Annotated in this window: 26 protein-coding genes and 1 pseudogene; 24 read left to right on the top strand and 3 right to left on the bottom strand. The window is 41.2% G+C overall.

From position 1 onward, the window contains the following. Positions 1 to 11: 11 nt before the first annotated feature. From NNJ85_RS09065 to NNJ85_RS09040, 6 genes are all read left to right on the top strand, one after another. On the top strand, positions 12 to 443 hold the full coding sequence (locus NNJ85_RS09065; RefSeq protein WP_254473250.1) for a hypothetical protein: 432 nt from the start codon (positions 12 to 14) through the stop codon (positions 441 to 443). Positions 444 to 736: 293 nt separating this feature from the next. Next, positions 737 to 1,210 carry a hypothetical protein gene (locus tag NNJ85_RS09060; RefSeq protein WP_254475367.1) on the top strand — a complete coding sequence of 158 codons (474 nt, stop codon included), beginning with the start codon at positions 737 to 739 and terminating at the stop codon, positions 1,208 to 1,210. An 81-nt stretch (positions 1,211 to 1,291) separates the two neighbouring features. Next, on the top strand, positions 1,292 to 2,059 hold the full coding sequence (locus tag NNJ85_RS09055) for a hypothetical protein (RefSeq protein ID WP_254475365.1): 768 nt from the start codon (positions 1,292 to 1,294) through the stop codon (positions 2,057 to 2,059). A gap of 989 nt (positions 2,060 to 3,048) precedes the next feature. Further along, the gene (gene ssb / locus NNJ85_RS09050; protein WP_254473245.1) at positions 3,049 to 3,486 is read left to right on the top strand and encodes a single-stranded DNA-binding protein; all 438 of its coding nucleotides are present in this window, start codon (positions 3,049 to 3,051) and stop codon (positions 3,484 to 3,486) included. Between the two features lie 240 nt (positions 3,487 to 3,726). Further along, entirely contained in the window at positions 3,727 to 4,227 is a 501-nt protein-coding gene (locus NNJ85_RS09045) for a Panacea domain-containing protein (RefSeq protein WP_254473244.1), read from the top strand. After that, positions 4,228 to 4,752 carry a hypothetical protein gene (locus tag NNJ85_RS09040; protein ID WP_254473243.1) on the top strand — a complete coding sequence of 175 codons (525 nt, stop codon included), beginning with the start codon at positions 4,228 to 4,230 and terminating at the stop codon, positions 4,750 to 4,752. Between the two features lie 16 nt (positions 4,753 to 4,768). Here the strand turns inward: NNJ85_RS09040 and NNJ85_RS09035 are convergent, their stop codons facing one another. After that, positions 4,769 to 5,293 carry a hypothetical protein gene (locus tag NNJ85_RS09035; RefSeq protein ID WP_254473242.1) on the bottom strand — a complete coding sequence of 175 codons (525 nt, stop codon included), beginning with the start codon at positions 5,291 to 5,293 and terminating at the stop codon, positions 4,769 to 4,771. A 203-nt stretch (positions 5,294 to 5,496) separates the two neighbouring features. Here NNJ85_RS09035 and NNJ85_RS09030 point away from each other — a divergent pair, with 203 nt between their 5' ends. The 7 genes from NNJ85_RS09030 (at position 5,497) to NNJ85_RS09000 (ending at position 12,047) form a co-directional block, all read left to right on the top strand. Continuing rightward, a complete protein-coding gene (locus tag NNJ85_RS09030) occupies positions 5,497 to 5,829 on the top strand; it encodes a hypothetical protein (RefSeq protein WP_254473241.1) in 333 nt (110 codons plus the stop codon). Continuing rightward, positions 5,810 to 7,138, top strand: a complete 1,329-nt coding sequence (locus tag NNJ85_RS09025; RefSeq protein ID WP_254475363.1) for a PBSX family phage terminase large subunit — start codon at positions 5,810 to 5,812, stop codon at positions 7,136 to 7,138. The genes NNJ85_RS09030 and NNJ85_RS09025 overlap by 20 nt, the downstream gene beginning before the upstream one ends. Continuing rightward, entirely contained in the window at positions 7,123 to 9,141 is a 2,019-nt protein-coding gene (locus NNJ85_RS09020) for a portal protein (RefSeq protein WP_254475361.1), read from the top strand. The genes NNJ85_RS09025 and NNJ85_RS09020 overlap by 16 nt, the downstream gene beginning before the upstream one ends. Positions 9,142 to 9,154: 13 nt before the next feature. Beyond that, complete coding sequence (locus tag NNJ85_RS09015; RefSeq protein ID WP_254473237.1) at positions 9,155 to 10,039, top strand: hypothetical protein; 885 nt, start codon at positions 9,155 to 9,157, stop codon at positions 10,037 to 10,039. 89 nt (positions 10,040 to 10,128) lie between these two features. Beyond that, positions 10,129 to 11,253, top strand: a complete 1,125-nt coding sequence (locus NNJ85_RS09010) for a N4-gp56 family major capsid protein (protein ID WP_254473235.1) — start codon at positions 10,129 to 10,131, stop codon at positions 11,251 to 11,253. A 21-nt stretch (positions 11,254 to 11,274) separates the two neighbouring features. Beyond that, positions 11,275 to 11,655, top strand: a complete 381-nt coding sequence (locus tag NNJ85_RS09005; protein ID WP_254473233.1) for a hypothetical protein — start codon at positions 11,275 to 11,277, stop codon at positions 11,653 to 11,655. Between the two features lie 11 nt (positions 11,656 to 11,666). Beyond that, on the top strand, positions 11,667 to 12,047 hold the full coding sequence (locus tag NNJ85_RS09000) for a hypothetical protein (RefSeq protein WP_254473231.1): 381 nt from the start codon (positions 11,667 to 11,669) through the stop codon (positions 12,045 to 12,047). 35 nt (positions 12,048 to 12,082) lie between these two features. Here the strand turns inward: NNJ85_RS09000 and NNJ85_RS08995 are convergent, their stop codons facing one another. Continuing rightward, positions 12,083 to 12,367: an addiction module antidote protein gene (locus tag NNJ85_RS08995; protein WP_254473229.1), complete on the bottom strand. Its 285-nt coding sequence runs from the start codon at positions 12,365 to 12,367 to the stop codon at positions 12,083 to 12,085. Further along, complete coding sequence (locus tag NNJ85_RS08990; RefSeq protein ID WP_139413117.1) at positions 12,348 to 12,659, bottom strand: type II toxin-antitoxin system RelE/ParE family toxin; 312 nt, start codon at positions 12,657 to 12,659, stop codon at positions 12,348 to 12,350. The genes NNJ85_RS08995 and NNJ85_RS08990 overlap by 20 nt, the downstream gene beginning before the upstream one ends. 64 nt (positions 12,660 to 12,723) lie before the next feature. Between NNJ85_RS08990 and NNJ85_RS08985 the strand changes: the two genes are divergently transcribed. From NNJ85_RS08985 to NNJ85_RS08935, 11 genes and pseudogenes are all read left to right on the top strand, one after another. Next, entirely contained in the window at positions 12,724 to 13,431 is a 708-nt protein-coding gene (locus tag NNJ85_RS08985) for a hypothetical protein (RefSeq protein WP_254473227.1), read from the top strand. 1 nt (position 13,432) lies between these two features. Beyond that, the gene (locus tag NNJ85_RS08980; protein ID WP_254473225.1) at positions 13,433 to 14,893 is read left to right on the top strand and encodes a hypothetical protein; all 1,461 of its coding nucleotides are present in this window, start codon (positions 13,433 to 13,435) and stop codon (positions 14,891 to 14,893) included. Next, positions 14,893 to 15,318, top strand: a complete 426-nt coding sequence (locus NNJ85_RS08975) for a hypothetical protein (protein WP_254475220.1) — start codon at positions 14,893 to 14,895, stop codon at positions 15,316 to 15,318. The genes NNJ85_RS08980 and NNJ85_RS08975 overlap by 1 nt, the downstream gene beginning before the upstream one ends. Before the next feature lies 1 nt (position 15,319). Further along, positions 15,320 to 16,258, top strand: coding sequence for a hypothetical protein (locus NNJ85_RS08970; protein WP_254475359.1), 939 nt, complete (start codon positions 15,320 to 15,322; stop codon positions 16,256 to 16,258). Between the two features lie 24 nt (positions 16,259 to 16,282). Beyond that, positions 16,283 to 17,695 (top strand): hypothetical protein, encoded by a 1,413-nt coding sequence (locus NNJ85_RS08965; protein ID WP_254475357.1) that lies wholly within the window; start codon positions 16,283 to 16,285, stop codon positions 17,693 to 17,695. 5 nt (positions 17,696 to 17,700) lie between these two features. After that, positions 17,701 to 19,815, top strand: a complete 2,115-nt coding sequence (locus NNJ85_RS08960; protein ID WP_254475355.1) for a glycine zipper family protein — start codon at positions 17,701 to 17,703, stop codon at positions 19,813 to 19,815. Further along, positions 19,808 to 20,444 (top strand): annotated as a pseudogene (locus tag NNJ85_RS08955) (transglycosylase SLT domain-containing protein). The gene NNJ85_RS08960 and the pseudogene NNJ85_RS08955 overlap by 8 nt, the downstream one beginning before the upstream one ends. A gap of 11 nt (positions 20,445 to 20,455) precedes the next feature. Beyond that, complete coding sequence (locus NNJ85_RS08950; protein WP_254475217.1) at positions 20,456 to 21,457, top strand: phage tail protein; 1,002 nt, start codon at positions 20,456 to 20,458, stop codon at positions 21,455 to 21,457. A 9-nt stretch (positions 21,458 to 21,466) separates the two neighbouring features. Continuing rightward, positions 21,467 to 22,480: a phage tail protein gene (locus tag NNJ85_RS08945; protein WP_254473210.1), complete on the top strand. Its 1,014-nt coding sequence runs from the start codon at positions 21,467 to 21,469 to the stop codon at positions 22,478 to 22,480. A gap of 7 nt (positions 22,481 to 22,487) precedes the next feature. Beyond that, complete coding sequence (locus NNJ85_RS08940; protein ID WP_254475216.1) at positions 22,488 to 23,621, top strand: phage tail protein; 1,134 nt, start codon at positions 22,488 to 22,490, stop codon at positions 23,619 to 23,621. 9 nt (positions 23,622 to 23,630) lie between these two features. Then, positions 23,631 to 23,864: a hypothetical protein gene (locus NNJ85_RS08935; RefSeq protein WP_254475215.1), complete on the top strand. Its 234-nt coding sequence runs from the start codon at positions 23,631 to 23,633 to the stop codon at positions 23,862 to 23,864. The last annotated feature ends 17 nt before the right edge of the window (positions 23,865 to 23,881 follow it).

Below are 23,881 nucleotides of genomic sequence, written 5' to 3'. Positions count from 1 at the left end.
TATTAAATTAGATGTTCTTAAGAAATCGTAAATCAAGACAGCAAAAGAAATTTATTGCAACAGCGGTTGGATATGCACCATGGGGATTAGGGGTTACTGAGTATTTTTATAATCTTTACGAATATGGTGATGGAATGAGGGAATATGAGGAATTTGAAGGCGGTCAGTATCATGAGACGCCTGCGAATGTAGATTATAGCACGAAGGCTCAAGTGAAAGCGTGGATTTATGGTGGTTTGTTACCAAAAAACATTTTGAATTTTGAAGCATTGATAGACGAGGTAAATATGAAAATTAAAGAACGTACAAAGAATGATTGTTTGATTTGTGAGATCACGAATGATTTGGAGAGAGGCTACCCATTATCGAGTGAAGAGACGGACAGAGAGCTAGAAAAAGCGCTTGATATTCAATTAGGTAAGTATCAAAATGAAAAAAAGTGAAAAAAATAAAAAATACGTATTGACTTTAAGGGAAGGCTGGTTTAGAAAGGTTGGCAAGTGCTGAAAACACTTGTGAGTAGCGGATAAACCACGAAAAGGTTTTTCCCATTCTAAAAAATACTGGCTGTCTTTTATGCTTTAATTGGCATATAACGATTTATGTCGGGTGTAGCTATACCATATAAGACCCTTCGCGAGGGAAAAGTATAGCGGCGGACTATTCACCGTGTTTTCAACGCCCGGCGCCTTTATAGGCTGTCAATTGAAAACTTTTATTGAATAGGACAACAAGCATGAATGCTACAGCTAAAAAACAAACTTTCCCCATTATTGCTACCGTTGCAAATGATAATATTGCACAAGATTTCGTATCAAAAGATACACAACAGACTAAAAAATATGAACTTTCATTAGGTGCTATTGAATTTGGTAATCGTTTATTTCGTCGTGTTATAGCTTTAAGAGATTTTGGAAGCGTTAAAAAAGGCGACGTTGGTGGTTTTATTGAACATGAGGGTAATTTATCACATGATGGCAATTGCTGGGTAGCTGGTTATGCTTTAGTATTTGGTAAAGCGCGTGTTCTAGATGATGCGCGTGTTACAGGTTATGCAAAAATTTTTGGAGATACAGAGATATCAAATAAAGCACGTGTTGGTGGTCATATGAAAATTTTTGGTCATAGCGATGCTTTTGGTAAGGTATTGGTTTCTGGGCGTGCACGTCTTTTTGGAAATGAAACTATCTCTTTTGGTAGTTTTCGATAACCTTTGAAATGCGGCGCGGCGGGGGCGCCTCTTTAAACATCTCATTTACAAATTAATCGAATATTAGATTAGGAGCTACCTATGACCAGTACAACTGTATCTAGAAAATATGAACTTACTGATGAAAGCACTCAAATTAAAGATAACGTGCTTAAAAAGATTGTACGACTTTATCGCATTAAGGCATTAAGGGACTTTGCTGATGTAAAGGCTGGCGACCTTGGTGGTTTTATCGAAAAGGAAAGCAATCTTTCTCATGATGGGAACTGCTGGGTCTATAATGATGCCTTTGTTGCTACAGATTCTGTTGTTTCTGATAATGCACAAGTGCGTAATAATGCATGTGTTTTTAGAAGTGCAAAAGTAGCTGATAACGCTGTTGTTATGGATAATGCGCAAGTTTTTCATAATGGCAAGATTTTTAACAATGCAAAAATTTGCGATAACGCAATGGTAAATGGTACTGTTAGTGGCAATGCTGTTGTTTGTGAAAATGCACAACTCTCTTTTCTTGCATATGTTTCTGATAATGCAAAAGTTTTTGGTAGTAGCCATGTGAGTGGCAAGGTTTACGACAATGCAAAAGTATCTGGATTTTCATGTATTTATGCTGGTGCTAAAATTTATGATGATGCTTGTATTTCTGATAGAGCTACTATTTCTGAGAATGTTGAGGTTTTTGGCAATGCACGAGTTTGTGACAATGCAACAGTTTATAGCAAGCCTCGTACTGATGGCTGGGCTAAAGCTGAGAGTGTAAAAATTTATGGGAATGCCGTTATTAATGGCAAGCAAAAGATTTGTGATGATACTGATGGTAGTGAACAAACTTTAGATAAAACAGCGTAAATAAGGGGCGGGGGGCTGTTTTATAGCAAAAAAGCCGTGTCATAAAGAACGCGGCTTTTGAGAATAGGATTCCAATAATACATCTTCTAAATACTAGAGAACATATTACACAAAACGTATAAAAACGCAAGCCTTAATATATAAAAACCGCATCAAAATAAATTGATACGGCTTTTATAGCTAATGAATCAAACAAAATAAAATTCATAATCAAATAGATCAATTTATAAAATACATACTTTGTGTATAAACGCAAGTTTGTTTTTATTTAAATTGAACCAATCAACATATTGTTCTATATTAAAAACATAGAAAGCGTAAAAAACTTTCTGTTGCAACGTCATAATGGCGTTGTATTTAAACCGTTCCTTAGGTTTAAAACAATATACTTTTTAAAAATCGCTACAAAAGAAGCCGTGTCTTTAAAGATGCGGTTTTTTTTGTATCTCAACGCTTGTATTTTTACACATAATGTGCTATATTTTGTCTGAGATTTGAGAAATTGGAGAAGACCTTGTTATGTTTTTTACATAACAGGGTTTTCTTTTGTACTAGCTATAGATTTTTATTACATTCAAATAATAAAGCCGTGCCCCTTTATGAACACGGCTTCTGTTTTGCAATGCATTTCTGTTATCGTTATTCACAAGTTTACGAACATCTCTTTTATTACACAAAGCGTGCAAAATCACAAGCCTTAATACATAAAAACCGCATCAAAATGAATTGATACGGTCTTTATGCTCAAAATAATTAACGATTCCAATAAGCGATTAGATTAATCACAATAAAAGAACATCTCTTTTATTGCACAAAACGTGTAAAAACGCAAGCAAATAAGTAAAATAAAAATGGGATTCATTCTTTAGATTCAGTTTATTAAAACTATTTTTGCTTGTAATAATATAGCATAATGTGTTATATTATTGTTATGTATCAGTTATTTTTGTTTCTAAGTACTATTTCCCATAAAAAGGATAGCAAAGCAAATGCTTAATAAAGTGATGTTAATTGGTCATTTAGGTGCAAATCCTGAAAGCAAAACAATGTCATCTGGTATCGAGGTGGTCAATTTTCGCATGGCAACGTCTGAGAGCTATACAGACAAGGCAACCAATAAGAGAATAGACAAAACAGAGTGGCATTCCATTGTGGTGTTTAATCCACATCTTGCAAAAGTGGCTCTTCAGTATCTTAAGAAGGGAAGCAAAGTCTATATCGAGGGGCGCTTACAAACCCGTAAATGGCAAGATAAAAACGGTAGTGAACGGTATGTAACAGAGGTCATATTGCCTCCTTACAAAGGTGAATTACAGCTTTTAGATGGTAAAAATAACGATGATCAAGAGCCGTCATCAGTTTATGCAAGCATTCACAGACCTCTTGATATGTCTACAAACGCTTTAAATGATGATGTTCCTTTTTAAGGTGCGTGAAAATGAGATCAAGCACATGGCTCATACATCATAATATGATGATGCAAAATAATATGATGTTATTAAATCATAACGATGCTTCTATGACTATTTTTGAACTGGCAATAGCAATTGTAATATCGCTGGCAATAGCGGGATGCGCTTTCTTTTTTCTTGAGGGAAAAATAAAGGAAAGCATACTGAGTATAATTATAGGTCTCTCTTCATCTGTATGGTTATTTAGTTTGAGTAATGTATCAAGTTCAACAGATTGCTAACTTCTTTCTTGAAAAAGGACGCGAGGAAGATATTCGAATTTCCCCTATGAAGCTTATTAAGCTGGTGTATTTTGCATATGGTTGGATGTTAGCAGCTACAGGTAAGCGTCTCTTTTTAGATCGTATAGAGGCATGGCAGCATGGTCCCGTTATACCGGCTCTCTATCATGAGTTTAAAGATTGGGGAAGGCGTTGTATCGATTTTTATTCGCGTATGGTGGACTTAGAGACCGGAGAGATTTTTATCCCTAAAATGCATAAAAACTCAACAGATGAATATACTTTCAAATTATTAGAGATCGTTTGGAATGCTTATAAAAATTTTTCATCTGCTCATTTATGTAATGAAGCTCATAAGGAGGGAACGCCATGGAAGAAAGTATATAATGGGCGGTTTGGTGTGAAGTTAAAAGACCATGATATCGAAGAATATTTCACGCAAAAAATTAATGAATATTCACAATCGAGGGTATAAGTGAAAGCAAATAAAAAGAGGGGACGCCCTAAGATTACAGGGCAGACAAGAGAAGCCAATGGTCGTATATCACGTGCAAAAGAACCGCGTGAAGCCATTGATAAATTGGCTATAGAAATGCGTGCAAAACGCTTCGGTTTAAGCTTACATGAGGCAAAAAATCCACTTGCTGGGTCCTACATAGGGCGGCTTTGTTTGCAAGGTGTACTTACTCAAGAGCAATATGACACCGCGCAACAGTATCTACAGATAAGAAATAATTACCTTTGTGCAAAAGGCTTTCCAAGCGCGATTTATGATGAAATGCCGTCATCTTCTGATGAGGCAGCAAGGGACAAATGGGTAAAATTTGCAACAGAGCAGTTTTTAAATACGCAAGAGGCAATAAAAGAAGCGCAACACCTCTATAGACAATACAACATTTATGCTGCGCTACAGTACCTTGTTATAGAAGATCAAGAATTACCACATCTGGTGAGTTCACTAAAGATTGCTCTTAATGTGCTTCAAAAGCATTTTTCGTAATAATTATAGATCAAAGTTATGAAAACTCTATAATAACTCTATATAATAGATCAATTTCATGATCTAGTTTCTCAAGTTCTTTCTTATTTTCATTTATTTTTTCTCTGTAGTCGTATAGGTGTTGCATTAGGTTTGATACATGTACATGCTCATTAGATTGTCTCGCGTCATTTATACGCTTCATTGTATTTATTTCAAATTCTATAAGGGAACACAAAGCGGCAAATACTTGATGTCGTTTTATGACTATATCCTGCCATTTTTTTATTATACGAACACGTTGTTCATAGGATTGCCTCGATAATCGCCAATTTTGTTTCGAAAAAAATATTTTTTCTATCCATAAGATGTTGTAAAATCTGTCTGACCACCAGTAACTTCCATTTACAAGAAAAATGCGGAATAGTCTTTCTTTTTCGCTAATTTCTTTCGAAGAAAATATTTCTTTCGGATTTGTATATCCCATTTGAGTGGGGATAGGACATAATATTAGAAATGTGATAATTAAGATGCTTTTAAAGAAAGACTTTTTTGTAAACATTGTTTCCTACCTTAATTTACGTCTTAATTACCTAACAGATTCCCTTTGAAATTATCAATATGTGTTATTTTTATGTTGACAAAGTGTAGCAAATCGTATTTAATGACATTACTGTACTTAGGTGTATTGTGTCTAATGAGGGTGATGTACAGTCAAAAATCCCCGCAAATGCGGGGTTTTTTATTATCTGGAGGGTGTATTTTATGACATCTGAAAATACAGAACAGGTTTTTCAAACAGCAAAAAAGTTGAGACCAGCGAGGGCAGGTATGGGGCGTGTCAAAGGTGTTCCAAACAAGAATACACGTCTTCTTAAAGAGGCAATTATTAAAGCAGCTGAATTGGCAGGCAATAAGTATGGCAAGGAAGGGCTAATTTCTTATTTAGAACAGCAAGCACTCAAATGCCCCGCGGCTTATTTAGCCTTGCTGGGTAAGATCTTGCCTTTGCAAGTGACGGGTGAGAATGGGGGCGCGATTAAGATCATAGGGCGTGTAGAAATTGCTCCTTTAATGAATGACGACAAGACAGATTAAGATTGTACCAAAGCTTATTCCACTTTTTGCAGGAGATGCTTTGGTGCGGGCAGCTTGGGGTGGACGAGGGTCTGGAAAGACAAGATCATTTGCCTTAATGGCGGCTTTAAAGGGCTATCAATTTGGTATGCAGGGGATATCAGGCACTATTCTTTGTGCGCGTCAGTTTCAAAATTCGTTGGCAGAAAGTTCCTTGGAGGAAATTAAGCGCGCTATTGAAGCCCATGATTTTTTAAAAGATTATTACAAAGTTGGGGAAGCTTCGATTAAGTCAAATGATGGTCGTATAGCTTTTCAGTTTTCTGGACTAGACCGCAATATTGCGAGTATCAAATCCATGGGGCGTATTTTGCTCTGTTGGGTTGATGAGGCAGAACCAGTCACAGAGACAGCTTGGCAGACGCTTATACCGACGTTGCGTGAAGAGGGAGAGGGGTGGCGTGCAGAGTTATGGGTGACATGGAACCCGTTGCGAGACAATGCACCGGTTGAAAGGCGTTTTCGCTTTTCAGACAATGAAGCGATTAAGCGTGTAGAGATCAACTGGTCAGATAATCCGAAGTTTCCCAAGATCTTGAATGAAGCGCGACTTGATGATTTGAGATCCCGCCCCGAGACCTATAAACATATCTGGGAAGGGGCTTATCTTACAGCGGTTCAAGGGGCTTACTATCAAAAAGAGATGTTAGCAGCCGAGCAAGAGGGGCGGATAGGGCGTGTTGCACGTGATCCATTGATGCAGATACGCGCCTTTTGGGATATTGGGGGGACGGGGGCTAAGGCAGATGCCACAGCGATATGGATAGCACAGTTTGTTGGCAGAGAGATCAGAGTGCTGGATTATTACGAGGCACAAGGACAGCCGCTCTCAGAGCATATCGGTTGGTTACGTGACAATGGTTATGAGAAGGCACTGATGGTATTACCCCATGACGGTGCAACCAGAGACCGTGTGCATAATGTGAGTTTTGAAAGTGCTCTCAATGATGCGGGTTTTGAAACGCAAGTCATTCCCAATCAAGGGGCTGGTGCAGTCAAAATGCGGATAGAGGCAGTGCGCCGTATCTTGCCCTCCGTTTGGTTTCACGAGGAAACAACGGTAGCGGGTCGTAAGGCACTGAACTGGTATCATGAAAAATGGGATGAGAAGCGGGGGATTGGTTTGGGGGCAGAGCATGATTGGTCGAGTCATGGGGCAGATGCCTTTGGATTAATGTGTGTGGGTTATGAGCAACCGATACAGAAACATAAGAGACAAGCTTATAGCGGTAGAGAAGTTTATGAGAGTACGTCATGGATGGCAGAATGATGCATGATGAAGAGCATTTAGAGCAAGATAGCAACGCTTCAGATCTGTCGACAGAAGGCTTGTTTCGCAAGCTTGTGAGTTGGTACAAAGAAGATGTTGAGCATGTGAACAAATGGCGTGAGCATGCGCGTGAAGATTTTCGTTTTTACAATGGAGACCAGTGGAATGAAGCGGATTTAGCGGCATTAAAAGAGCAACGCCGCCCCGTTATGACTTTTAATCGTATTGCACCATTGGTCAATGCGGTTGTGGGGTCAGAGCGTAATAACAAACGTGAAGTACAGTTTATTCCCCGTCAAATAGGAAAAGCGTTGCCAAGTGAATTGCTTACGGGGGCAGCCGAATGGTTTCGCGATATGGCACAAGCCGAATATGCGGACTCGGATGCTTTCCAAGATGCTGTCATTTGTGGCATGGGGTGGACTGATACACGTCTTGATTATGAGAATAGCCTTGATGGCGAGCCGGTTATCACGCGTTTAGATCCATTAAAGATGGTTTGGGACAGCGCGGCAGTGCAACCGAATTTAACGGATGCACAACGTATGTGGTATGTGGACCGCAAGCCTTTGGAAGTTGCAAGGCAAATGTTTCCAAAATCCCATTGGAGTGAACTGAGTGCAGATTGGGCGAAGGATGGGAATATTTATGAAGGGGTTCATCATAACGACTCAGAGGCTTATGATGATGAGAGAGGCATTGATGTTGAAAACGGTCGACGGATGGTCACGCTCGTTGAATGTCGTTGGTTTGAAAACGAGCCATATTACAAAGCACCCGATTTAAGCACTGGAGAACTTCGTGATTATAGCGAGGAAGAATTTAAGCAACTTCAATGCATAATGCCCGATATTCAAGGAGCGGCTTTCAATAAAAAGGTGGTCAAGCGCGCTTTTTTAGGCAGAAAAGTTTTACTATGCCCCGATCAACCGATGGTTCCTGTTGGTCAATTGGGCTGGGAATGTATCACGGGTTATTTTGATAAAGTAGAGCGGCAATTTTATGGGGTTGTGCGTCCTACAAAAGATCCGCAACGGTGGGCGAATAAATATTTCAGTCAAGTGATGCATATTCTCAATAGCCAATCCAAAGGCGGGATTATGGCAGAAAGGGGGGCTTTTGAAGATGAAAGAGAAGCAGTAAAAAGTTGGAGCAGGATAGATAGTATTACGTGGACAAAACCCAATGCTTTAGCTACTAGCAAGATCCAACCCAAGCCCGTAGCACAATTTCCAACGGGTTTTTTCCAATTGTTTAATGAGGCGAAAGAAGCGATTAACCAAGTCACAGGATTATCACCAGAGTTTATAGGAACGCGAGAAGTTTCACAAGCAGGGGTTTTGGAGGCACAACGACGTCAATCCAGTTTAAATCTGCTTGCTTGTCTGTTTGATGGCTTGCGTTTGTATCGCAAAAGGCAAGGCAAGCTTATTTTGCACTTGATCCAGAATTATCTGTCTGATGGTCGTTTGGTGCGAATTTCTGGAGAGGAGAATGCGCAATACATTCCCTTAACTCGTGAAGCAGTGATGAGTGTTGATTACGATATTGTGGTAGATGATGCGCCAACCAGTCCGAATGAGAAAGAACGGACCTTTGGCATTATTACGCAATTGTTACCATTGCTTCAAAATGCGGTTACACCGGATATCATGCTTGATTTGTTGCGTTATTCACCCTTGCCTGCGTCACTGCTTAATCGTGTGAGTGAGAAGGTTCAACAACAGCAGCAAATAGCTTACCAAGCCCAACAACAGATGACTCCAGAACAAGAAATGAAGTTGCAAGAAAAGCAGCAGGACATAGCAGCGAAAAGCCAAATGCAACAGATGGATTTACAAGGAAAGCAGATTGAATTGTTCATGCGTCAAAAGAGAGCAGAATTGGATTCAGAGTTGATGCAACAGAAACATGAACTAGAACGGCAACGCATAATCAATGAACAGATGCAAAATCAGATCATGCGAGAGCGAGCGGCAACATACAGAGGAAGAAGCATTTGAGAAAGGTGAAAGAATGAATGCAGAAATGAATGAAGGACTAAATGAGGACTACAGAGTTGGAGCACCGGTGTTTGATGATGAAGGCTCTTTTGATGCCGTCAATGATGTGGAAACGGTTGAGAGCCATGATGTCACGGCTCCGGAGCCGGTTGTAGAGCCCGTTGAACAGCCTTCAGAAATTGTTCCTATAGATCGGCAGCGCGCTGTAGAACAAGCCAATCAAGCCCGTGAAGCACTTGTCAAGTTTTATGAACCCCAATCTCAAGCGCCAATGGCTGAAGGAGAAAACGCACCCCCAGACCCTACACAAGACATTATCGGTTATATGGGATGGATGGGAAGAAAGCTTCAAGAGCAGGATGCGTATATTAGAGCACAACAAGATGTGCAAAGACAAGCGATTGAATATCAAGAATTCAATGGACATTTGAATCAGTTTTTAGAAAATTCTGTTGCGTCAGTTAAGGATAAATACAGTGATTTTGATGCAGCGGCAGACTTTCTTTATGAGACGCGTGCAAAGCAGTTAAATGCATGGTCTTCTGTTTATCCAAATTATGCGCAAAAAAGCACGATAGATGCGATTATAGGGGATGAATTACGTACCATTGTCGCGACGTGTGCACAAAAAGGCGTTAATCCGGCAGAAGAGCTTTATCGGATAGCGCAAAATCTGGGGTATCAGAACCAAGCGGTGCAAGTCAATGATCAAATTGCAGCGCTCCAGAGTCGGCAGAATTCTGCGAGAACCTTAACGGCATCTGGTGGTGGGGGTGTAACAGGTCCTATGACTAAACAAACTCTTGCCAATATGTCAGAGAAGGAATTTGATGCTTGGATAGCCAATCCAAAGAATGAAGCACGTTTTTATGAAATTATGGGTGCAGATCCCGATTAGGCAATAAGTTTTACAGCATAATCCGCCTTTGATGCGGGTTTTCCACCGGCTTTAAGCCGGTTTTTTTACAGCAAAGAAAGGTAAAATAAATGGCAACAACACATATAGGAACCCATGATCCACAATCAGTGAAATTGTGGTCACAAAAATTAAGTAATGAAGTTTTGAAGGCAACGAAAATTGCCCCCTTGATTGGCAAAAGTTCAAACAGCATTATCCAGCTTTATAATGAAACCCATAAGAGTGCAGGGGATAGCGTTACATTCAGTTTGCTGGTGAATCTGTTTGGGGATGGTGTCACTCAAGGTGAAACCCTAGAGGGCAATGAAGAAGCGCTTCAATTTATGAATGATAGGCTGGTCATTAACGAGCTCTTACATGCAGCGCGTGTAGCCAATGATGACTCGATTGATCAACAGAGAATACTCCCGAATTTACGCAAGAAAGCCAAAGAAGGCTTGGTTCGCTGGTATGCCAATCGTTTAAGCATCATGTTCTTCTTACAGGTGTGTGGTTATACAGCGCGTACGATCAATGTTGATGGTCGAGAAGTGTACATTAAACCGGTTCATTACGGCTTTAATGAAATCATGGCACCAAGCAGTGAACGGATTATTCGTCCAGATGGCAAAACCAAGGATGAAGATCTCAATGAGAAAGCCAAACATAGCTTTAGCCTTAAATTGATTGATGAAGCGGTTAAACAAGCTAAACTAGCTAATCCTCAAATTTCTCCGGTTCATGTTAATGGTGATGATGTTTACGTTCTCTATTTGCATCCCACTCAAGTGATGCAGTTGCGAACCAATACAGCAGCCGGTGAATGGTTAGATATTCAAAAATCGGTTTATGCAACCTCTCGTGCGAAGAACCCAATCTTTGATGGTTCTCTTGGCATGTATAACGGGGTTGTTTTACGCGAAGCAATCCATGTCACCCATGGTGTTAAATCGACCGATCATACAGCGGTCAAAAGCGTGCGTCGTGCAGTGTTCTTGGGAGCACAAAGTGCGATTATAGGTTTTGGTAAAAATCACAGTGCAACGCATTACACACTCAAAGAAGAATATTTTGATTATGAACGTGAATTTGGTGTTGCAGCTAAGACCTTGATAGGAATGAAGAAAACTCGTTTCCAAATGCCAAATAGTGCACAAACAGCACAAGATTTTGGAACGATTGTCATTCCTACCTACAGCGGTGAAGCAGCATAATTATTAAGGAGGAAAACAGACATGGCAAATCATTTACCACCTCCATTACAAGGGAGAAATCTTCACACGCAACAGGTGAGTTTCTTACGGTTGAACATATCGCATAAAGATAAACATCTCACAACGAAAATAGGAACTCTCCCTCGTGGTGCTTTGATCACGTCGATGAAAGCATTTGTTAAGACGGCGTTTTCAGAAGCGAAGTTGAAGATTGGCAGTACCGATGGGGGCAATGATTTTAGTGAAAAGGATATCAAAGCCCAAGGAACACAAGATTTTACACCAACAGATCAAAAGGTTTTTATTGCGAATGATAAGGAGGTTACTCTTTATGCCACCCGTGATAAAACCACGGATGCTGGTGAATGTGTTGTGGTCGTACAATTTGTGACAAATCATTAAGGGGATCAGACATGGCAGATCATTTACCACCTCCGTTACAGGGGAGAAATCTTCATACCCAGCAAGTAAGCTTTTTGCGGCTTAATTTTAGCTACAAAGATAAAGAGAATGCACTGAGAATAGGCATTTTGCCTCGAGGGGCTTTAATTACTTCGATTAAGGTATTTGTTAAAACAGCCTTTTCGGACACGAAAGTGAAAATAGGCAGCACGGCTGGAGGGATTGAGTTTGGTGAGGCAGAAATCAAACAACAGGCAGTCAAAGAGGTCAAACCCACCAACCAAAAGGAATTTGTTCCTTATGATGAAGAGCTTACTCTCTATGCTAAAGCTGATAAGACAGTCCAAGCAGGTGAAGCAAGTATAGTCGTTGAATTTGTGACAAATCACTGAAATTAAGGGGAAAGATCTATTAATTTCCCCTTATTTTATGAATTGCAAGATTGTACAGAGAGTTGCAAATTAAGGGCAGATAAGACAGCAACTAAGGTAGAAAGCTTGGGGTCCCCCGTTTTACTTAAGGAGCGATATAATCCACTGCGTTCACGATTGGTTTCTTTTGCTAAGGCACTCATATTTCGGGCTCTGGCAACGAGACCAATAGCATCGGCAATATGAGCTGCATCACCGGTTTTAAGAGCTTCATTTAAAAAGATTTCTTGATCTTCTGGTGTTGCGAGATGTTTTTCAAAGTTAAAGGTTTTCAATTTCATTTTTAAGATCCTCTAAAAGAGATAAGGCTTTTTGAATATCATTGGATTGTGTGGATTTGTCACCACCCCAAAGCAATATAATGATTTTATCGCCTTTTTTTACAAAATAAATTCGATAACCAGCCCCATAGTGGATACGTAATTCACCTATGCCATTAAAGAATTTAACATCACCCAAAAGTCCTGAACGAATTCTACGAAGTCTTTCAAGAATCATATTGGCAGCTTTTCTATCTTTAAGCTTTTCTAACCATTTATCGAATTCATCTGTTGTTTTTATTATCGCTACCATTCGTGTACTATAGTATACATGACATATAATGTCAAGTTCGTTTCAATTACGGAAAGGTATTTTAATGGCACGTCATTATATTCGGGTTAGGACCGGCGGACCGATACCTGCTGGTCAAAATGTTTATCGTCATAGAAAAACGCTTTCACACATGGTGTCAGTCATTCAAGATGAGATTGATGATGTTGCGGATGAATATGTATCTCAAATCCAAGAAAGTATTTTTGCTGCTATTCGTTTTTGTGAGAGGGAAACTTTTTACTTTAACGAAAGCCGTGATGTGGTGTTTCGAACAAGGGCGGGGCAAGGGGCTTATGATGCAACCGATACCCGCCATATCGAAACAGCTGTTAAAATCAAAAGCGTTTACTTGGGTTCTGATGAACATCATAAGTTTGCCTTGGCGTGTAAGGACCATGTTTCTTTAGAGCCTTTATTGCGATCAGAACAGCAAGGAACGCCGGTTTGTTACAGTTACTTTGATAGGAAATTGCATCTTTATCCTACACCGGACAGAGCCTATCAAATTCAACTCATTCTCTCTCCATTGCGCTTAGCAGAGATAGAAAGTGTTGATGAAGAGCATCTATGGTTTGTGCACGCGTTTGATTTGATTAAGGCGCGTGCAAAATATGAGTTGTACAAGAATATCCTTAAAGATCCCGATTGTGCAACGGCAGCTTACAATGACTTTAAGGAGCATTTGCATGAATTGCGTGCAGAGACCTCTCAACGTCATAACGTCACCCGCATAATTCCAACGGATTTCTAACATGGTTTATTTTCCTATAGCCGATTATCGACCGGATATTTCGGTTGTCAATGGCAGCTTTACAGATAGCCTTGTGAATGTTTTACCGGCAGATGGCGGTTACATTCCTATGCCGAGTGCAACGATTGTTTCTAAGGTTCCTTTGGAAGAAAAGCCGTTGGGTTGTATAGCTTTTAGAAGTGGCAATGGTGTTAAGATTATTGTTGGAGGTAAGCAAAAGCTTTATAGTTATGACAGTCAAACGCAGGGTTGGAAAGACATCAGTCAAAGTGGTGTGACGTATCATGCGCATGAAGATAATCAATGGTCATTTGCTTTGTTTGGTCAAAGAGTTATTGCGGTGAATAAAAATGACAAACCGCAAGTCTTTAATACCCACAGTTCTGAAAGATTTGAAGATTTAGGGGGCAATCCACCGAAAGCCGGATTGGTGAAGGTTTGGGGACCTTTTGTTTGTTTGATGCAATTGACAGATAATCCCAATCGCATTCATTGGTCTGGTTTGGATGATGCAACCCATTGGACTGTTAAGCAGAAAAATTGTGATTTTCAAGATTTTCCGGATGGAGAATATGTCCAAGGGGCAACAGAAACGACCAATCCGCTCATTTTTATGCGTTCTGCTGTTTATGCAGGAACCTTTGTTCCAGGTTCTAAGATAGTGTTTACGTTTCAAAAGATTCAAGACAAGCGAGGCGCGCGCAGTGCAGCCTCTATAGCTTGTCGAGGCAGTGACACCTTTTTTGCGAGTGATGGTGGCTTTTATCAGATGAGTTTGGATGGTCAACTTTTGCCGATAGGCTTTGAAAAGGTTGATAGAACGGTTTTTAAAACATTTGATAAGTTTGCTCTTGATGAGATGCAAGGGGTTATAGACCCCGTTGATAACCGGATTTACTGGTCTTTAAAGAGAGGTAACAACGAGCAAACTACCTTTATTTATGATTGGGGTTTGCAAAAGTGGTCGACGATACAAGGAAAGCCTTTCACATTTTTTCCAGTCTTTACGACAGGTTATACTTTAGAACAATTGGATGAGATTTCGATCAATCTTGAGTCCTTACCGGCTTCTTTAGATAGCCCTCGTTGGCAAAGTGGTGCGCCTATCCTTGGGGCTTTTGATGATCAAAATCATCTTGTTATGTTTACAGGAGCCCCAATGGAGGCAACGGTTGTTTCGCAAGAGATGGGGGCACCGGATGGAAGTTTTAGCTTTATCACGAAGATATTTGCAGAGGTTGATACGACGCAAGGTCTTTTAAGTATTGGTGAGAGAAGATTGCGTAATCACGATACGCCGATCACATGGCACAAGGAGAGGATATGTTCTTATGTCACAGGTGCTTATCATGGTCGCTCACGCAATCGTTATCACCGCTTTAAATTGCGCATTCCAGAACATGAATCTTGGACGATGATTACGGGCTTTAATGTTGATTTACGTCCTTTAGGCAGGGGATAATGGCAAAAGTCTATTTGACCAGTTCTTGGGATCTGGAGCGTATAGCGCCGTATTTTGAAGAGATCATTGCGTCATTGAGTGATTACGTAGAGCGTTTCAAACATGAAGTTACGTTACAAGAACTGATTGAAGCCATTTGCAGTGGCAAGAAACAGTTGTGGCTTGTTTTGGATGATGACGAGCGATTTTTAGCGGCTGTTACAACCCAGATACAAGAGACAGTTTTGGGTAAGAAGCGCGCCTTGATTTGTGAATGCAGTGGCAAGGGCGTTCTTGATCAGATTGACAATTTAAAAGTTGTAGAGGATTGGGCGCGTGAGAATGGCGCTTTTGAGATAGAGATTTTAGGGCGTCTTGGTTGGAAGCGCGCCTTAGACAAGCAAGGTTATGGCATAACGATGCTTTATTACAGGAAGGAATTATGACATGGGGAGCGAAACACCATCAACAACACAACAAAAACAAGTACAGACGAGCGCTCCGCCTGCTTGGATGCAGAATGTCTTTAAGCGTGGTGGTGCGGATGCCTATCTTATGTATAACACAGGGATGGGTGGCAATGTTTATGGGGGACCTCGTGTTGCGCCGTTAAGTGATCAGACGCGCTATGCCATTGGTGGACTTGGAAGTATACCTCATCATTATCAAAACCGTTCTTTGATGAATACGATCTACAATCCAACGTCGGCAGCAAATAATCTTGGAAGAATGGCTTCTGGCGGTATGGTTGGACAGAATCCCTCTTTTAATGCCGCTCTTCAAAATAGTTTAGACCGTGTAAGAGATACGATTAACAGTTCTTTTGCAGGTGCAGGTCGTTATGGATCTGGTGCACATACAGATGTATTGGCAAATGAACTTGGTGCTTTGTCTACAAGTGCTACAGCAAACCAGTATAATCAAGATGTACAGAACATGATGCAAGCCAATGCAATGATTGATCAAGCCAATCAAAACCAGTTGGGAGCTTCGAATAACTTCTTACAGGGTTATGGCAATGCCTATTCTAATGCCATACAGGGAGGAGGCGTGCTTGATAATTATAATCAACGGCTTGTTGATGCCAATCGCGAACGTTGGCTGGAGCAAGACAATAGCGGTTGGAACAGACTGAACATGTTGATGAATGCCGGTCATGGTTTTGCAAGAAATTACGGTACGACGACGAATAACAGTACGAATTCTCTGGTGCAAGGCAATAATCCTTGGAGGAATGTAGGAACTGTAGGTTCTCTAGCGCTTCAGGCAGCACCAATGGCTTTTGGTTATATGATGGGTGGTCCAGCAGGAGCGGCAGTAGCAGCAGGAATGTCGAAAGAAGTCATCGACTTTCTTACTAAGCAACAACAACTGAAGAATAATTAAACAATAGTTTTGTAGGAGAGCGTTATGGTTGCACCGATAATCCCAATGGCTTTAGTGGCAGGAGCGAGATTTGCACCGCATATTATGCGATATCTTTATCCCAGATTGGCTCCAAAAGCGGTTACAGGGGCGCAAAGATTGGGACAATTCATGAAAGCAAATCCAAAGAGTGTTATATCTACTGCTGCGGGGATGACTCTCGCCCCTTTGATGGCACCAGAGGAGGTTCAAGCCCCCTCCAACCCCTATTTACAAAATATGCAGCAGCCATATGGACCATTTATGCCCTCTACGGCTCTTAAAACGGAAATGCCTCTTGGTGTAGGCAATCATCCACCTATGCCAAATCCACTGGAGGAATCCTTACAAGAACTTACACCTAAAGTTGATGTTCCCCAAACACAACCATTGCCACCTACATCACAAACACCGCCTTCTGAACCAACAGATTTAGAAAAGTTTTTACAATCCAATACTTATAAGTTTTTTCAATCAGATGCTTATAAAAAGCTTCAAGATCTTTTTGCAGGCATGTCGGCAGCACCCTCTGGTGGTTCTGGATGGGATGCGCTTGCAAGTGGTGTGAAGCATCTTAATGAAGGCGATAAACAAAGAGGGCAGGTTAACCAAACCGTCGAGTATCTAAAATCCAAAGGCTACAGTGAAGAAGAAGCTGCTGTCATGGCACGTAACCCTCAAATGCTTAGTGCATTGCTAAAAGGTGCTGATAAACCTACACTTTCTCCTGATTACCAGCATGTTTACAATCCTGAAACTGGAGAGTTGGAAGCAAAGGTTATTAAGGGATCTAAGGCATATCAAGAGATACAACAGCGTGAACAGTTGAAAAAGTTACAAATAGTAGATGCCAAAATTATGAGAGAGAGTACAGCGTATACGATAAATGAAGCACTTGAGATACTTAAGAAAAATCCTAAAGCATCTACTGGTGCAATTGGTCAATTTTTACAGCATTTGTGGAATACACCAGCATCACGTTTAAAAAATCATCTTGAAGCTATCAGAGGAGGAGTGATGCTTCATAAGTTAGAGAGAATTAAGGCACTCTCACCTAATGGCGCTTCAGGATTGGGTAATTTGACTGATAGGGAAGGTAAGACATTAGAAAGTGTTTATGGTGCTTTGCAACAGAGTTCATCTCCTAACGATCTTATAAAGAATTTGCAACGTTTACAGGAGATTTATAACAAAGCGACAGATGCTCAAATAGCTATTTTAATGAATGATAACATAACAGCTGCAGATGTGGATGAAGCATTTGGAAGTAGTGCGCAGCATTCTATAGATTCGCCAACTCTTACGGGAAAGTATGCAGGTGTATCGTTTATTACTACAAATGAAGAGATACAAGAACTTCCTAAAGGATCAAAATTTGCCGTTCGTACTCACGACGGCATAAGGATTTATGAAAGGTAAGTTGTATGACGTCTTCTCTAAAAAAACAAAGTAACCACATACCGAATTGGCTTAAAAAATATAAATTAATCGATACTATTCCAAATACTTCAAATGCTACGGATTTGGGTGACAATAAAACTCAACCTATACCGGATTGGCTAACAAAATACAAATTAATTGACACCATTCCGAATACTTCATCTTTTGTAGAAGTTGAAGATAATCAAGGAAAACAAGCTACAACAGATGATTTTTCATTTGATGATAAAGATCTTACGTGGTGGGATGCACTAAGGAGTCATGGTACATCTGGTTTGACAGCAGGATATAGTGATGAGATACAAGCGGCGAATGAAGCGGGTTTTAAGGATTATTGGAGTGGCGATAAACGGGCAGAAGAGATTTACAATAGAAGGGTAGCAAAAGAGCGTGCTTACCAAAAAGCCTTGGAAGAAAAACATCCAGTGTTGTCTTCTATTGGTTATGCTCTTGGTTCGCTTGTACCAACAGCACTCTCATTTATCCCTGGGCTTGGACTTTTGAGAGCAGGTACTGCGCTATCAACATTTGGAAATGTTGGTAAAGCAGCACTTTTAGGAATAGGTTCTGGAGCTTTGCATGGCTCTGGAGCAGGAGATGGTTTTTATGGTCGTCTTGGTTCGGCAGGAGTTGGTGGTGTTATTGGAGGAGTTGCTGCTCCAGTTGGTTCTCTTGCTGGTACATTCGTTTCTTCAGGATTGAAGAAAGTAGGACATGGATTGCAACAGGTTCCTTTTGTAAGAAGGCATTTTAATCCTGCTTATAAGGAAGTTAAAACCAAAGCGGTTAGGGAAGTTGCAAAAACATTATATGATGATGGTGTTGAAAATGTTGCAGAACGCCTTGCAAGTGCGCCACGCCATGCATTTTTGACAGATATTAGTCCGAATTTAGAAGTATCACTTGCTAATATGGGAAAAACAAATACGCGCGTTTCTGAACTTTTGAAACATGCTCATGGGGAAAGGGTACAGAACGCTATCCGCCGTATTGGTCAATCGGCAGATGAAAACATTACTCCTCTCCAAGATACGAAAGTTTTAAAAAGGTTGCTTGAAGAGCAGGGAAAAAGAGAATACCAACCTATTTATGAGCAAGTATATCGTATTCCAGTAGGCAAAGAGCATTATCCAGCTCTTAATGATCTTTTTGAACATGAAGCATTTCAAGAAGCTGTCGAGCGAGCCGTTAAAATCTTAAAGAAAGATCGTCGCAATACAAAGCCAGAAATGTTTTATTCTAGAGATTTTAGGCATATTAATTATAAGCCTACGATGGAGTTATTAGATGAAATTAAGAAGTCTCTCGATGACCTTCGCGACAAATATCATAATTCTGGTGATAAACGCATGGCTTCTGTATATCAGTCGCTTAAGAAAGATTTAGTAGAGATAGCGGACCAGATTGCTCCTACTTATAAAGTAGCACGTGGTAGTGTAGCAAAATATGAAGGTTTTGAAGAAGCAATACAACAAGGCAAAAAAATTGCAGAAAGAGATGTATCTGGAGAAGGAATTGCAGAAGGTCTTCGTAAAGGAGCGATGCCGGATGGTCTCAATACCTATCGCGTTGGGATGAGAGATTATATCGATGACATATTAGAAAAATCCCGCCCTATTAATACACTTTCGGATATTTTACAAACAGGTAGCATGTCTAAAAATCTTAGCAGGTCTTTAAGCCCTAAAAACGTTAAAGCGTTCAGAAAAGCTGTAGATGATGAAAGATTTTATGAAGATGCGGCGAAAAGAGCACTAAAGCCATTTCAAGGAACACCAGAGGCTTCTCCTTTAACAGGTGTTAATATTCCGTACGGAAAAGTTAGTACAGCACGTGCTGGGGCAAAAATTACTCAAAATATTTTATCTGATACGATTAGAAAATTGCCTCAAAAAGAGAGACAAATATTTGAAAGTGATATAGCAAAGTTAGCAACTTTTGGCGTTAAAGGTATGACCCAGCAAGAAGTAGCTCAAATGTTACAAAGGTTCATAAATTGGCATAAAAAGGGAGTTTTGACTGAGAAGACAATGCATTTCATTTCTTCGATATTGATGGGAGAAGCGGGCAGATTTGCAAGGAGCAAAATCTATGGCTAGATATAACCCTTCAGTTGATCAAGCGATACGTCAAGCAGCGGCGCGGTATGGCTTGCCGGAAAGCTATTTATACCGTGTTGCGCAAGTTGAAAGTGGCGGTAATCCCAATGCAAGGAATCCCCGTTCTTCTGCGGGTGGGTTGTATCAGTTCATAGACAGCACCGCTAAGCAATATGGCTTACAAGACCGTTTTGACCCCATGCAGGCAGCCGATGCCATGGGGCGGTTGACCCTTGACAATCGCAACCATTTAAGCCGTCTGTTGGGAAGGGCGCCTACAGATGCGGAACTGTATTTAGCCCATCAACAAGGAGCAGGGGGGAGCAGCGCGGCTTTTGCAAAATCCCCATGCCAATGCAGCGCAATTGGTTGGGAGCAATGCGGTTGGTTTGAATGCAGGCAATAACGCAATGCGCGCAAGTGATTTTGTTAATCGTGTATTTCAGATGTATGGGGGGCAGCCTTATAGAGCAAGCCCTATCGCACGGGGTGGTATGGGCGATAGAGAGAACTTGCTGGAGGTTTTACGGGCATTACTAGCGTCACAGGAAGAGCCTTTGGAAGAAGAAGAGCGTGAAGATGATAATCCTTTGATGACGCAATTCATGCGGGCATTTTACGGAGTTTAGGGGTCACAAATATGTCAACGATATATGATTGGTCGCTAAGAGCGGCGGATAACACGCGCGCAGATGATTTAATTGATTGGTCAGAGGGACAACACCCTAACACAGTCAATAACAGTGCGCGTGTGATGATGCAGCGTATCAAGGAATACTTGTTAGACATGGGTGGAACACTTGAAGGGATTGTGACGAATGATCATGTCCAACGAATAAGTACGATCAGTCTTGAAAGCCAATCACAGTTTTTAGAATACAAGAATGGTATCGTTTTACGCTTTATGGCGACAGGCAGAAATATTGGAGCAACCACGGTTTTTCTGAATGCTTTAGAGGGCAAGCCGGTTTATAAAGCGACCGCCTTAGGGATTGGTCCTTTATCGGGCTGGGAAATCCAACAGGGATGCATTTATACATTGGTATTTAGTGGAGATCATTGGCACCTTGTTAATCCCACCTCTATCCCTTTAGAAGAAGAAATCAGTCTTTATCCTACTGGTTTTATCGGAACGTTTGCGATGCGTGATCTTCCAACAGGTTGGTTACTCTGCGATGGGAGAGCATATTCGCGTAGTGATTATAGTGATCTGTTTTCTGCGATAGGGACGGTTTGGGGAGAAGGGAATAGTGTTACGACGTTTAATGTTCCGGATTTTCGGGGAATGTTCTTACGCGGTGTTGATGACGGTCGTCATATTGATGAAGGGCGTTCTTTTGCAAGTGTGCAAACAGATTTAATGGAGTCACACGAACATCAGGGGCAAAGTCTTTCCTTTCCCCATTTTACGAGCAATGAAGATTTTTGGGATGGGAATACGACGGCTGTTTTGGGATATCGTCTAGGATTGTTTGGAGGGGGGGCACTTGCAAACTTTATGGGAATAGAGCGTGAGAATTTAGGGAGCTATATTGCAAGTCCCTATAGCCATGATGAAGATCAAGAGGTTGACTTGAGAAGCAGTGGTGAAGGTGAGACGCGTCCAGTGAATGTTTCTGTTCTGTTTGCCATTAAGACATGAGGTTTTACGATGTCGACGATTTATGATTGGTCTTTGAGAGCCTCTGAGAATGCCTATTGTGATGATTTGATTGATTGGTCAGAAGGACAGCGTCCTAGCAGCGTGAATAATAGTGCGCGTGTGATGATGCAACGCGTAAAGGAATATTTATCCGATACGAGTGGTATGATTGCAAATACCTTTACGGTTGATGCGGAACAACAAACGACGTTGATAAGACTTGAAAGCCACTGTCAGTTTTTAGCGTATAAGAATGGTATCACGGTTTGTTTTAAAGCGAAGGGCAAGAATGTTGGGGCAACAACAATTGCTTTAAATGCTTTACCTGCCAAGCCTCTTTATAAGGCGACGGAATTAGGCATGCGTTCTTTGACAGGAGGCGAGTTTCAAAAGGGGTGCATTTATCGTTTGGTTTATAGGGATAATGGTTGGCATGTTTTGAATCCTACCCCCTTGCCTTTATTACAAGAACCAATGATTTCAGTTTATCCTACCGGTACGATAGGGATTTTTGGAATGCAAGTTTTGCCTGAAGGCTGGTTAGTCTGTGATGGGGCTGCTTATTTGCGCAGTGATTATCCAGCACTTTATGAAGCGATAAGAACAAGATGGGGTGGCAGTGATAGTTGGACGAAGTTTAATGTTCCCGATTTGCGTGGCGTGTTTTTGCGGGGTGTTGATGATGATCGCGAGATAGACCGTTTTCGTTATCTTGGCACATTACAGCATGACACTATGAGAAAGCATGAACATGGAGGTCAATCGGTTACGATTTTGAATGATGCCAATGAGGAAGAGAGTTGGTATGGAAATATGATGATTATCTGGGGGTATGTGCTGAATGAGCAGCAAAGGGAAAAGCTTGCCGAGCGTTTGGGTGTGCGTGCAGAGGATATACGGTTGCATCATGTGCTTGCCTTTCCCCATTCCCATCTTCACATGCGTGATGTTGTTTGGGCTCGTTCAGGTGTCAGTGAAACACGCCCGATTAATATGAGTGTTGTGTTTGGGATTAAGACGTGAGGTCAAGATGTCAACGATTTATGATTGGTCTTTGAGCGCCTCTGAGAATGGTGGGGCAGATAGCTTGATTAATTGGTCAGAGGGACAGCACCCTAACACGGTCAATAACAGCGCGCGTTTTATGATGCAAAGAGTCAGTGAGTATTTATCGGATACGGGGGGTGTGATTGAGGGGGTTGTTACGGTTAATCAAGAACAAAAGACGAGTGCGATACGTCTTCAAAGTCAATCGAAATTTTTAGCGTATAAGAATGGTATCTCGGTTTGTTTTAAAGCGAAAGGTAAAAACGTTGGGGCGACCACGATTGCTTTGGATAATTTGGCTGCTAAGCCCGTTTATAAGGCGACAGAAAGCGGTTTATTAGCCTTATCGGGAGGCGAGATCCAAGAGGGTTGTCTTTATACGCTTGTGTATGATGAAGAGATAAGCGGTTGGCAAATTCTCAATCCAACAAGGGAGAAAGCTTTTTCCTTAAAACGTCTACCGTCTGGTTTTATTGGTCCTTTTGCAATGGAACGCTTGCCGGCAGGTTGGTTGCCTTGTGATGGGGGGGCATATTCGCGAAGAACGTATAGAGCATTGTTTGACGCGATAGGAACGGTTTGGGGAGCAGGAGATGGCGTTTCGACATTTAATGTCCCCGATTTTCGGGGAATGTTTTTACGGGGCACAGATTATGAACGTGGTCTAGATCCTTGGCGTTCTTTTGCAAGTCAGCAAGCGTGTTCTTTGAAAGCGCATGAACATTTAATAGGAGCCGCTTCTTCAGTTGACCGTTCTTCACGCAAGAAACGAGATATTTCTTCTTCTGAATCTTCTTTGACAAGGCGAAAGAGATCTCTAGACGAAGAGTGTGTAGGGTTGAGTGGGGATGCCTTGGAAAGGTGTAATCAAGAATTTGACCAAATAGCAGGAGGTTCACAAGAAGAGGTTCCCTTTTGGTTTACCGATAAGGATAAGCCGCCTCGCTTGCCTTGGTTTATCCGAAGTCCCTTTGCGAACATTTTATATTATTCGACGCCTCTCAAAGAGGGCATTCATGATAGGGGGCATCATGAACATCATCTTATGTCAGAGAGGGTTGGTGGCGCTGAAACGCGCCCCGTTAATGTGAGTGTAATTTATGGAATAAAGACATGAGGAGTTGAAATGACCTTAAAACCGTTTGCGATATCAGAGCTTAGCGACCCGTCCCAAGTACGGGTCGTTTTGTATTCAGGGGGAGGCTTTTTGCATACGCCGCTTCAAGGGATTGTTGATTTAGTGACAACAGCTTTGAAAACAGAGTTTGATGGTTCGCAGAAAGAGATGGAGAAACGCTTAGAGAGCTTAAGCGCAGATCTTGAGGATTTGAAAGAGTGTTCTTTGGATGAAGCACTTTAGAGGGAGTAAGGAGGAAA

The organism is Bartonella sp. B1098, assembly GCF_944896145.1.
Taxonomy (GTDB): domain Bacteria; phylum Pseudomonadota; class Alphaproteobacteria; order Rhizobiales; family Rhizobiaceae; genus Bartonella.
This window is presented reverse-complemented; position numbering and strand designations above follow the sequence as displayed.

What these genes read in the sequence shown, in the direction of transcription:
- NNJ85_RS09005 (WP_254473233.1), top strand. Translation starts at nt 11,275, where the DNA reads ATGGCAAATCATTTACCACCTCCATTACAAGGGAGAAATCTTCACACG.
- NNJ85_RS09015 (WP_254473237.1), top strand. Translation starts at nt 9,155, where the DNA reads ATGAATGCAGAAATGAATGAAGGACTAAATGAGGACTACAGAGTTGGA.
- NNJ85_RS08965 (WP_254475357.1), top strand. Translation starts at nt 16,283, where the DNA reads ATGGTTGCACCGATAATCCCAATGGCTTTAGTGGCAGGAGCGAGATTT.
- NNJ85_RS08990 (WP_139413117.1), bottom strand. Translation starts at nt 12,659, where the DNA reads ATGGTAGCGATAATAAAAACAACAGATGAATTCGATAAATGGTTAGAA.
- NNJ85_RS09045 (WP_254473244.1), top strand. Translation starts at nt 3,727, where the DNA reads ATGTATCAAGTTCAACAGATTGCTAACTTCTTTCTTGAAAAAGGACGC.
- NNJ85_RS09010 (WP_254473235.1), top strand. Translation starts at nt 10,129, where the DNA reads ATGGCAACAACACATATAGGAACCCATGATCCACAATCAGTGAAATTG.
- NNJ85_RS08945 (WP_254473210.1), top strand. Translation starts at nt 21,467, where the DNA reads ATGTCGACGATTTATGATTGGTCTTTGAGAGCCTCTGAGAATGCCTAT.
- NNJ85_RS08995 (WP_254473229.1), bottom strand. Translation starts at nt 12,367, where the DNA reads ATGAAATTGAAAACCTTTAACTTTGAAAAACATCTCGCAACACCAGAA.
- NNJ85_RS09025 (WP_254475363.1), top strand. Translation starts at nt 5,810, where the DNA reads ATGACGACAAGACAGATTAAGATTGTACCAAAGCTTATTCCACTTTTT.
- NNJ85_RS09000 (WP_254473231.1), top strand. Translation starts at nt 11,667, where the DNA reads ATGGCAGATCATTTACCACCTCCGTTACAGGGGAGAAATCTTCATACC.
- NNJ85_RS08940 (WP_254475216.1), top strand. Translation starts at nt 22,488, where the DNA reads ATGTCAACGATTTATGATTGGTCTTTGAGCGCCTCTGAGAATGGTGGG.
- NNJ85_RS09035 (WP_254473242.1), bottom strand. Translation starts at nt 5,293, where the DNA reads ATGTTTACAAAAAAGTCTTTCTTTAAAAGCATCTTAATTATCACATTT.
- NNJ85_RS08950 (WP_254475217.1), top strand. Translation starts at nt 20,456, where the DNA reads ATGTCAACGATATATGATTGGTCGCTAAGAGCGGCGGATAACACGCGC.
- NNJ85_RS09065 (WP_254473250.1), top strand. Translation starts at nt 12, where the DNA reads ATGTTCTTAAGAAATCGTAAATCAAGACAGCAAAAGAAATTTATTGCA.
- NNJ85_RS08975 (WP_254475220.1), top strand. Translation starts at nt 14,893, where the DNA reads ATGGCAAAAGTCTATTTGACCAGTTCTTGGGATCTGGAGCGTATAGCG.
- NNJ85_RS08985 (WP_254473227.1), top strand. Translation starts at nt 12,724, where the DNA reads ATGGCACGTCATTATATTCGGGTTAGGACCGGCGGACCGATACCTGCT.
- NNJ85_RS08935 (WP_254475215.1), top strand. Translation starts at nt 23,631, where the DNA reads ATGACCTTAAAACCGTTTGCGATATCAGAGCTTAGCGACCCGTCCCAA.
- NNJ85_RS08980 (WP_254473225.1), top strand. Translation starts at nt 13,433, where the DNA reads ATGGTTTATTTTCCTATAGCCGATTATCGACCGGATATTTCGGTTGTC.
- NNJ85_RS09020 (WP_254475361.1), top strand. Translation starts at nt 7,123, where the DNA reads ATGGATGGCAGAATGATGCATGATGAAGAGCATTTAGAGCAAGATAGC.
- NNJ85_RS09060 (WP_254475367.1), top strand. Translation starts at nt 737, where the DNA reads ATGAATGCTACAGCTAAAAAACAAACTTTCCCCATTATTGCTACCGTT.
- NNJ85_RS08970 (WP_254475359.1), top strand. Translation starts at nt 15,320, where the DNA reads ATGGGGAGCGAAACACCATCAACAACACAACAAAAACAAGTACAGACG.
- NNJ85_RS09055 (WP_254475365.1), top strand. Translation starts at nt 1,292, where the DNA reads ATGACCAGTACAACTGTATCTAGAAAATATGAACTTACTGATGAAAGC.
- ssb (WP_254473245.1), top strand. Translation starts at nt 3,049, where the DNA reads ATGCTTAATAAAGTGATGTTAATTGGTCATTTAGGTGCAAATCCTGAA.
- NNJ85_RS09030 (WP_254473241.1), top strand. Translation starts at nt 5,497, where the DNA reads ATGACATCTGAAAATACAGAACAGGTTTTTCAAACAGCAAAAAAGTTG.
- NNJ85_RS08960 (WP_254475355.1), top strand. Translation starts at nt 17,701, where the DNA reads ATGACGTCTTCTCTAAAAAAACAAAGTAACCACATACCGAATTGGCTT.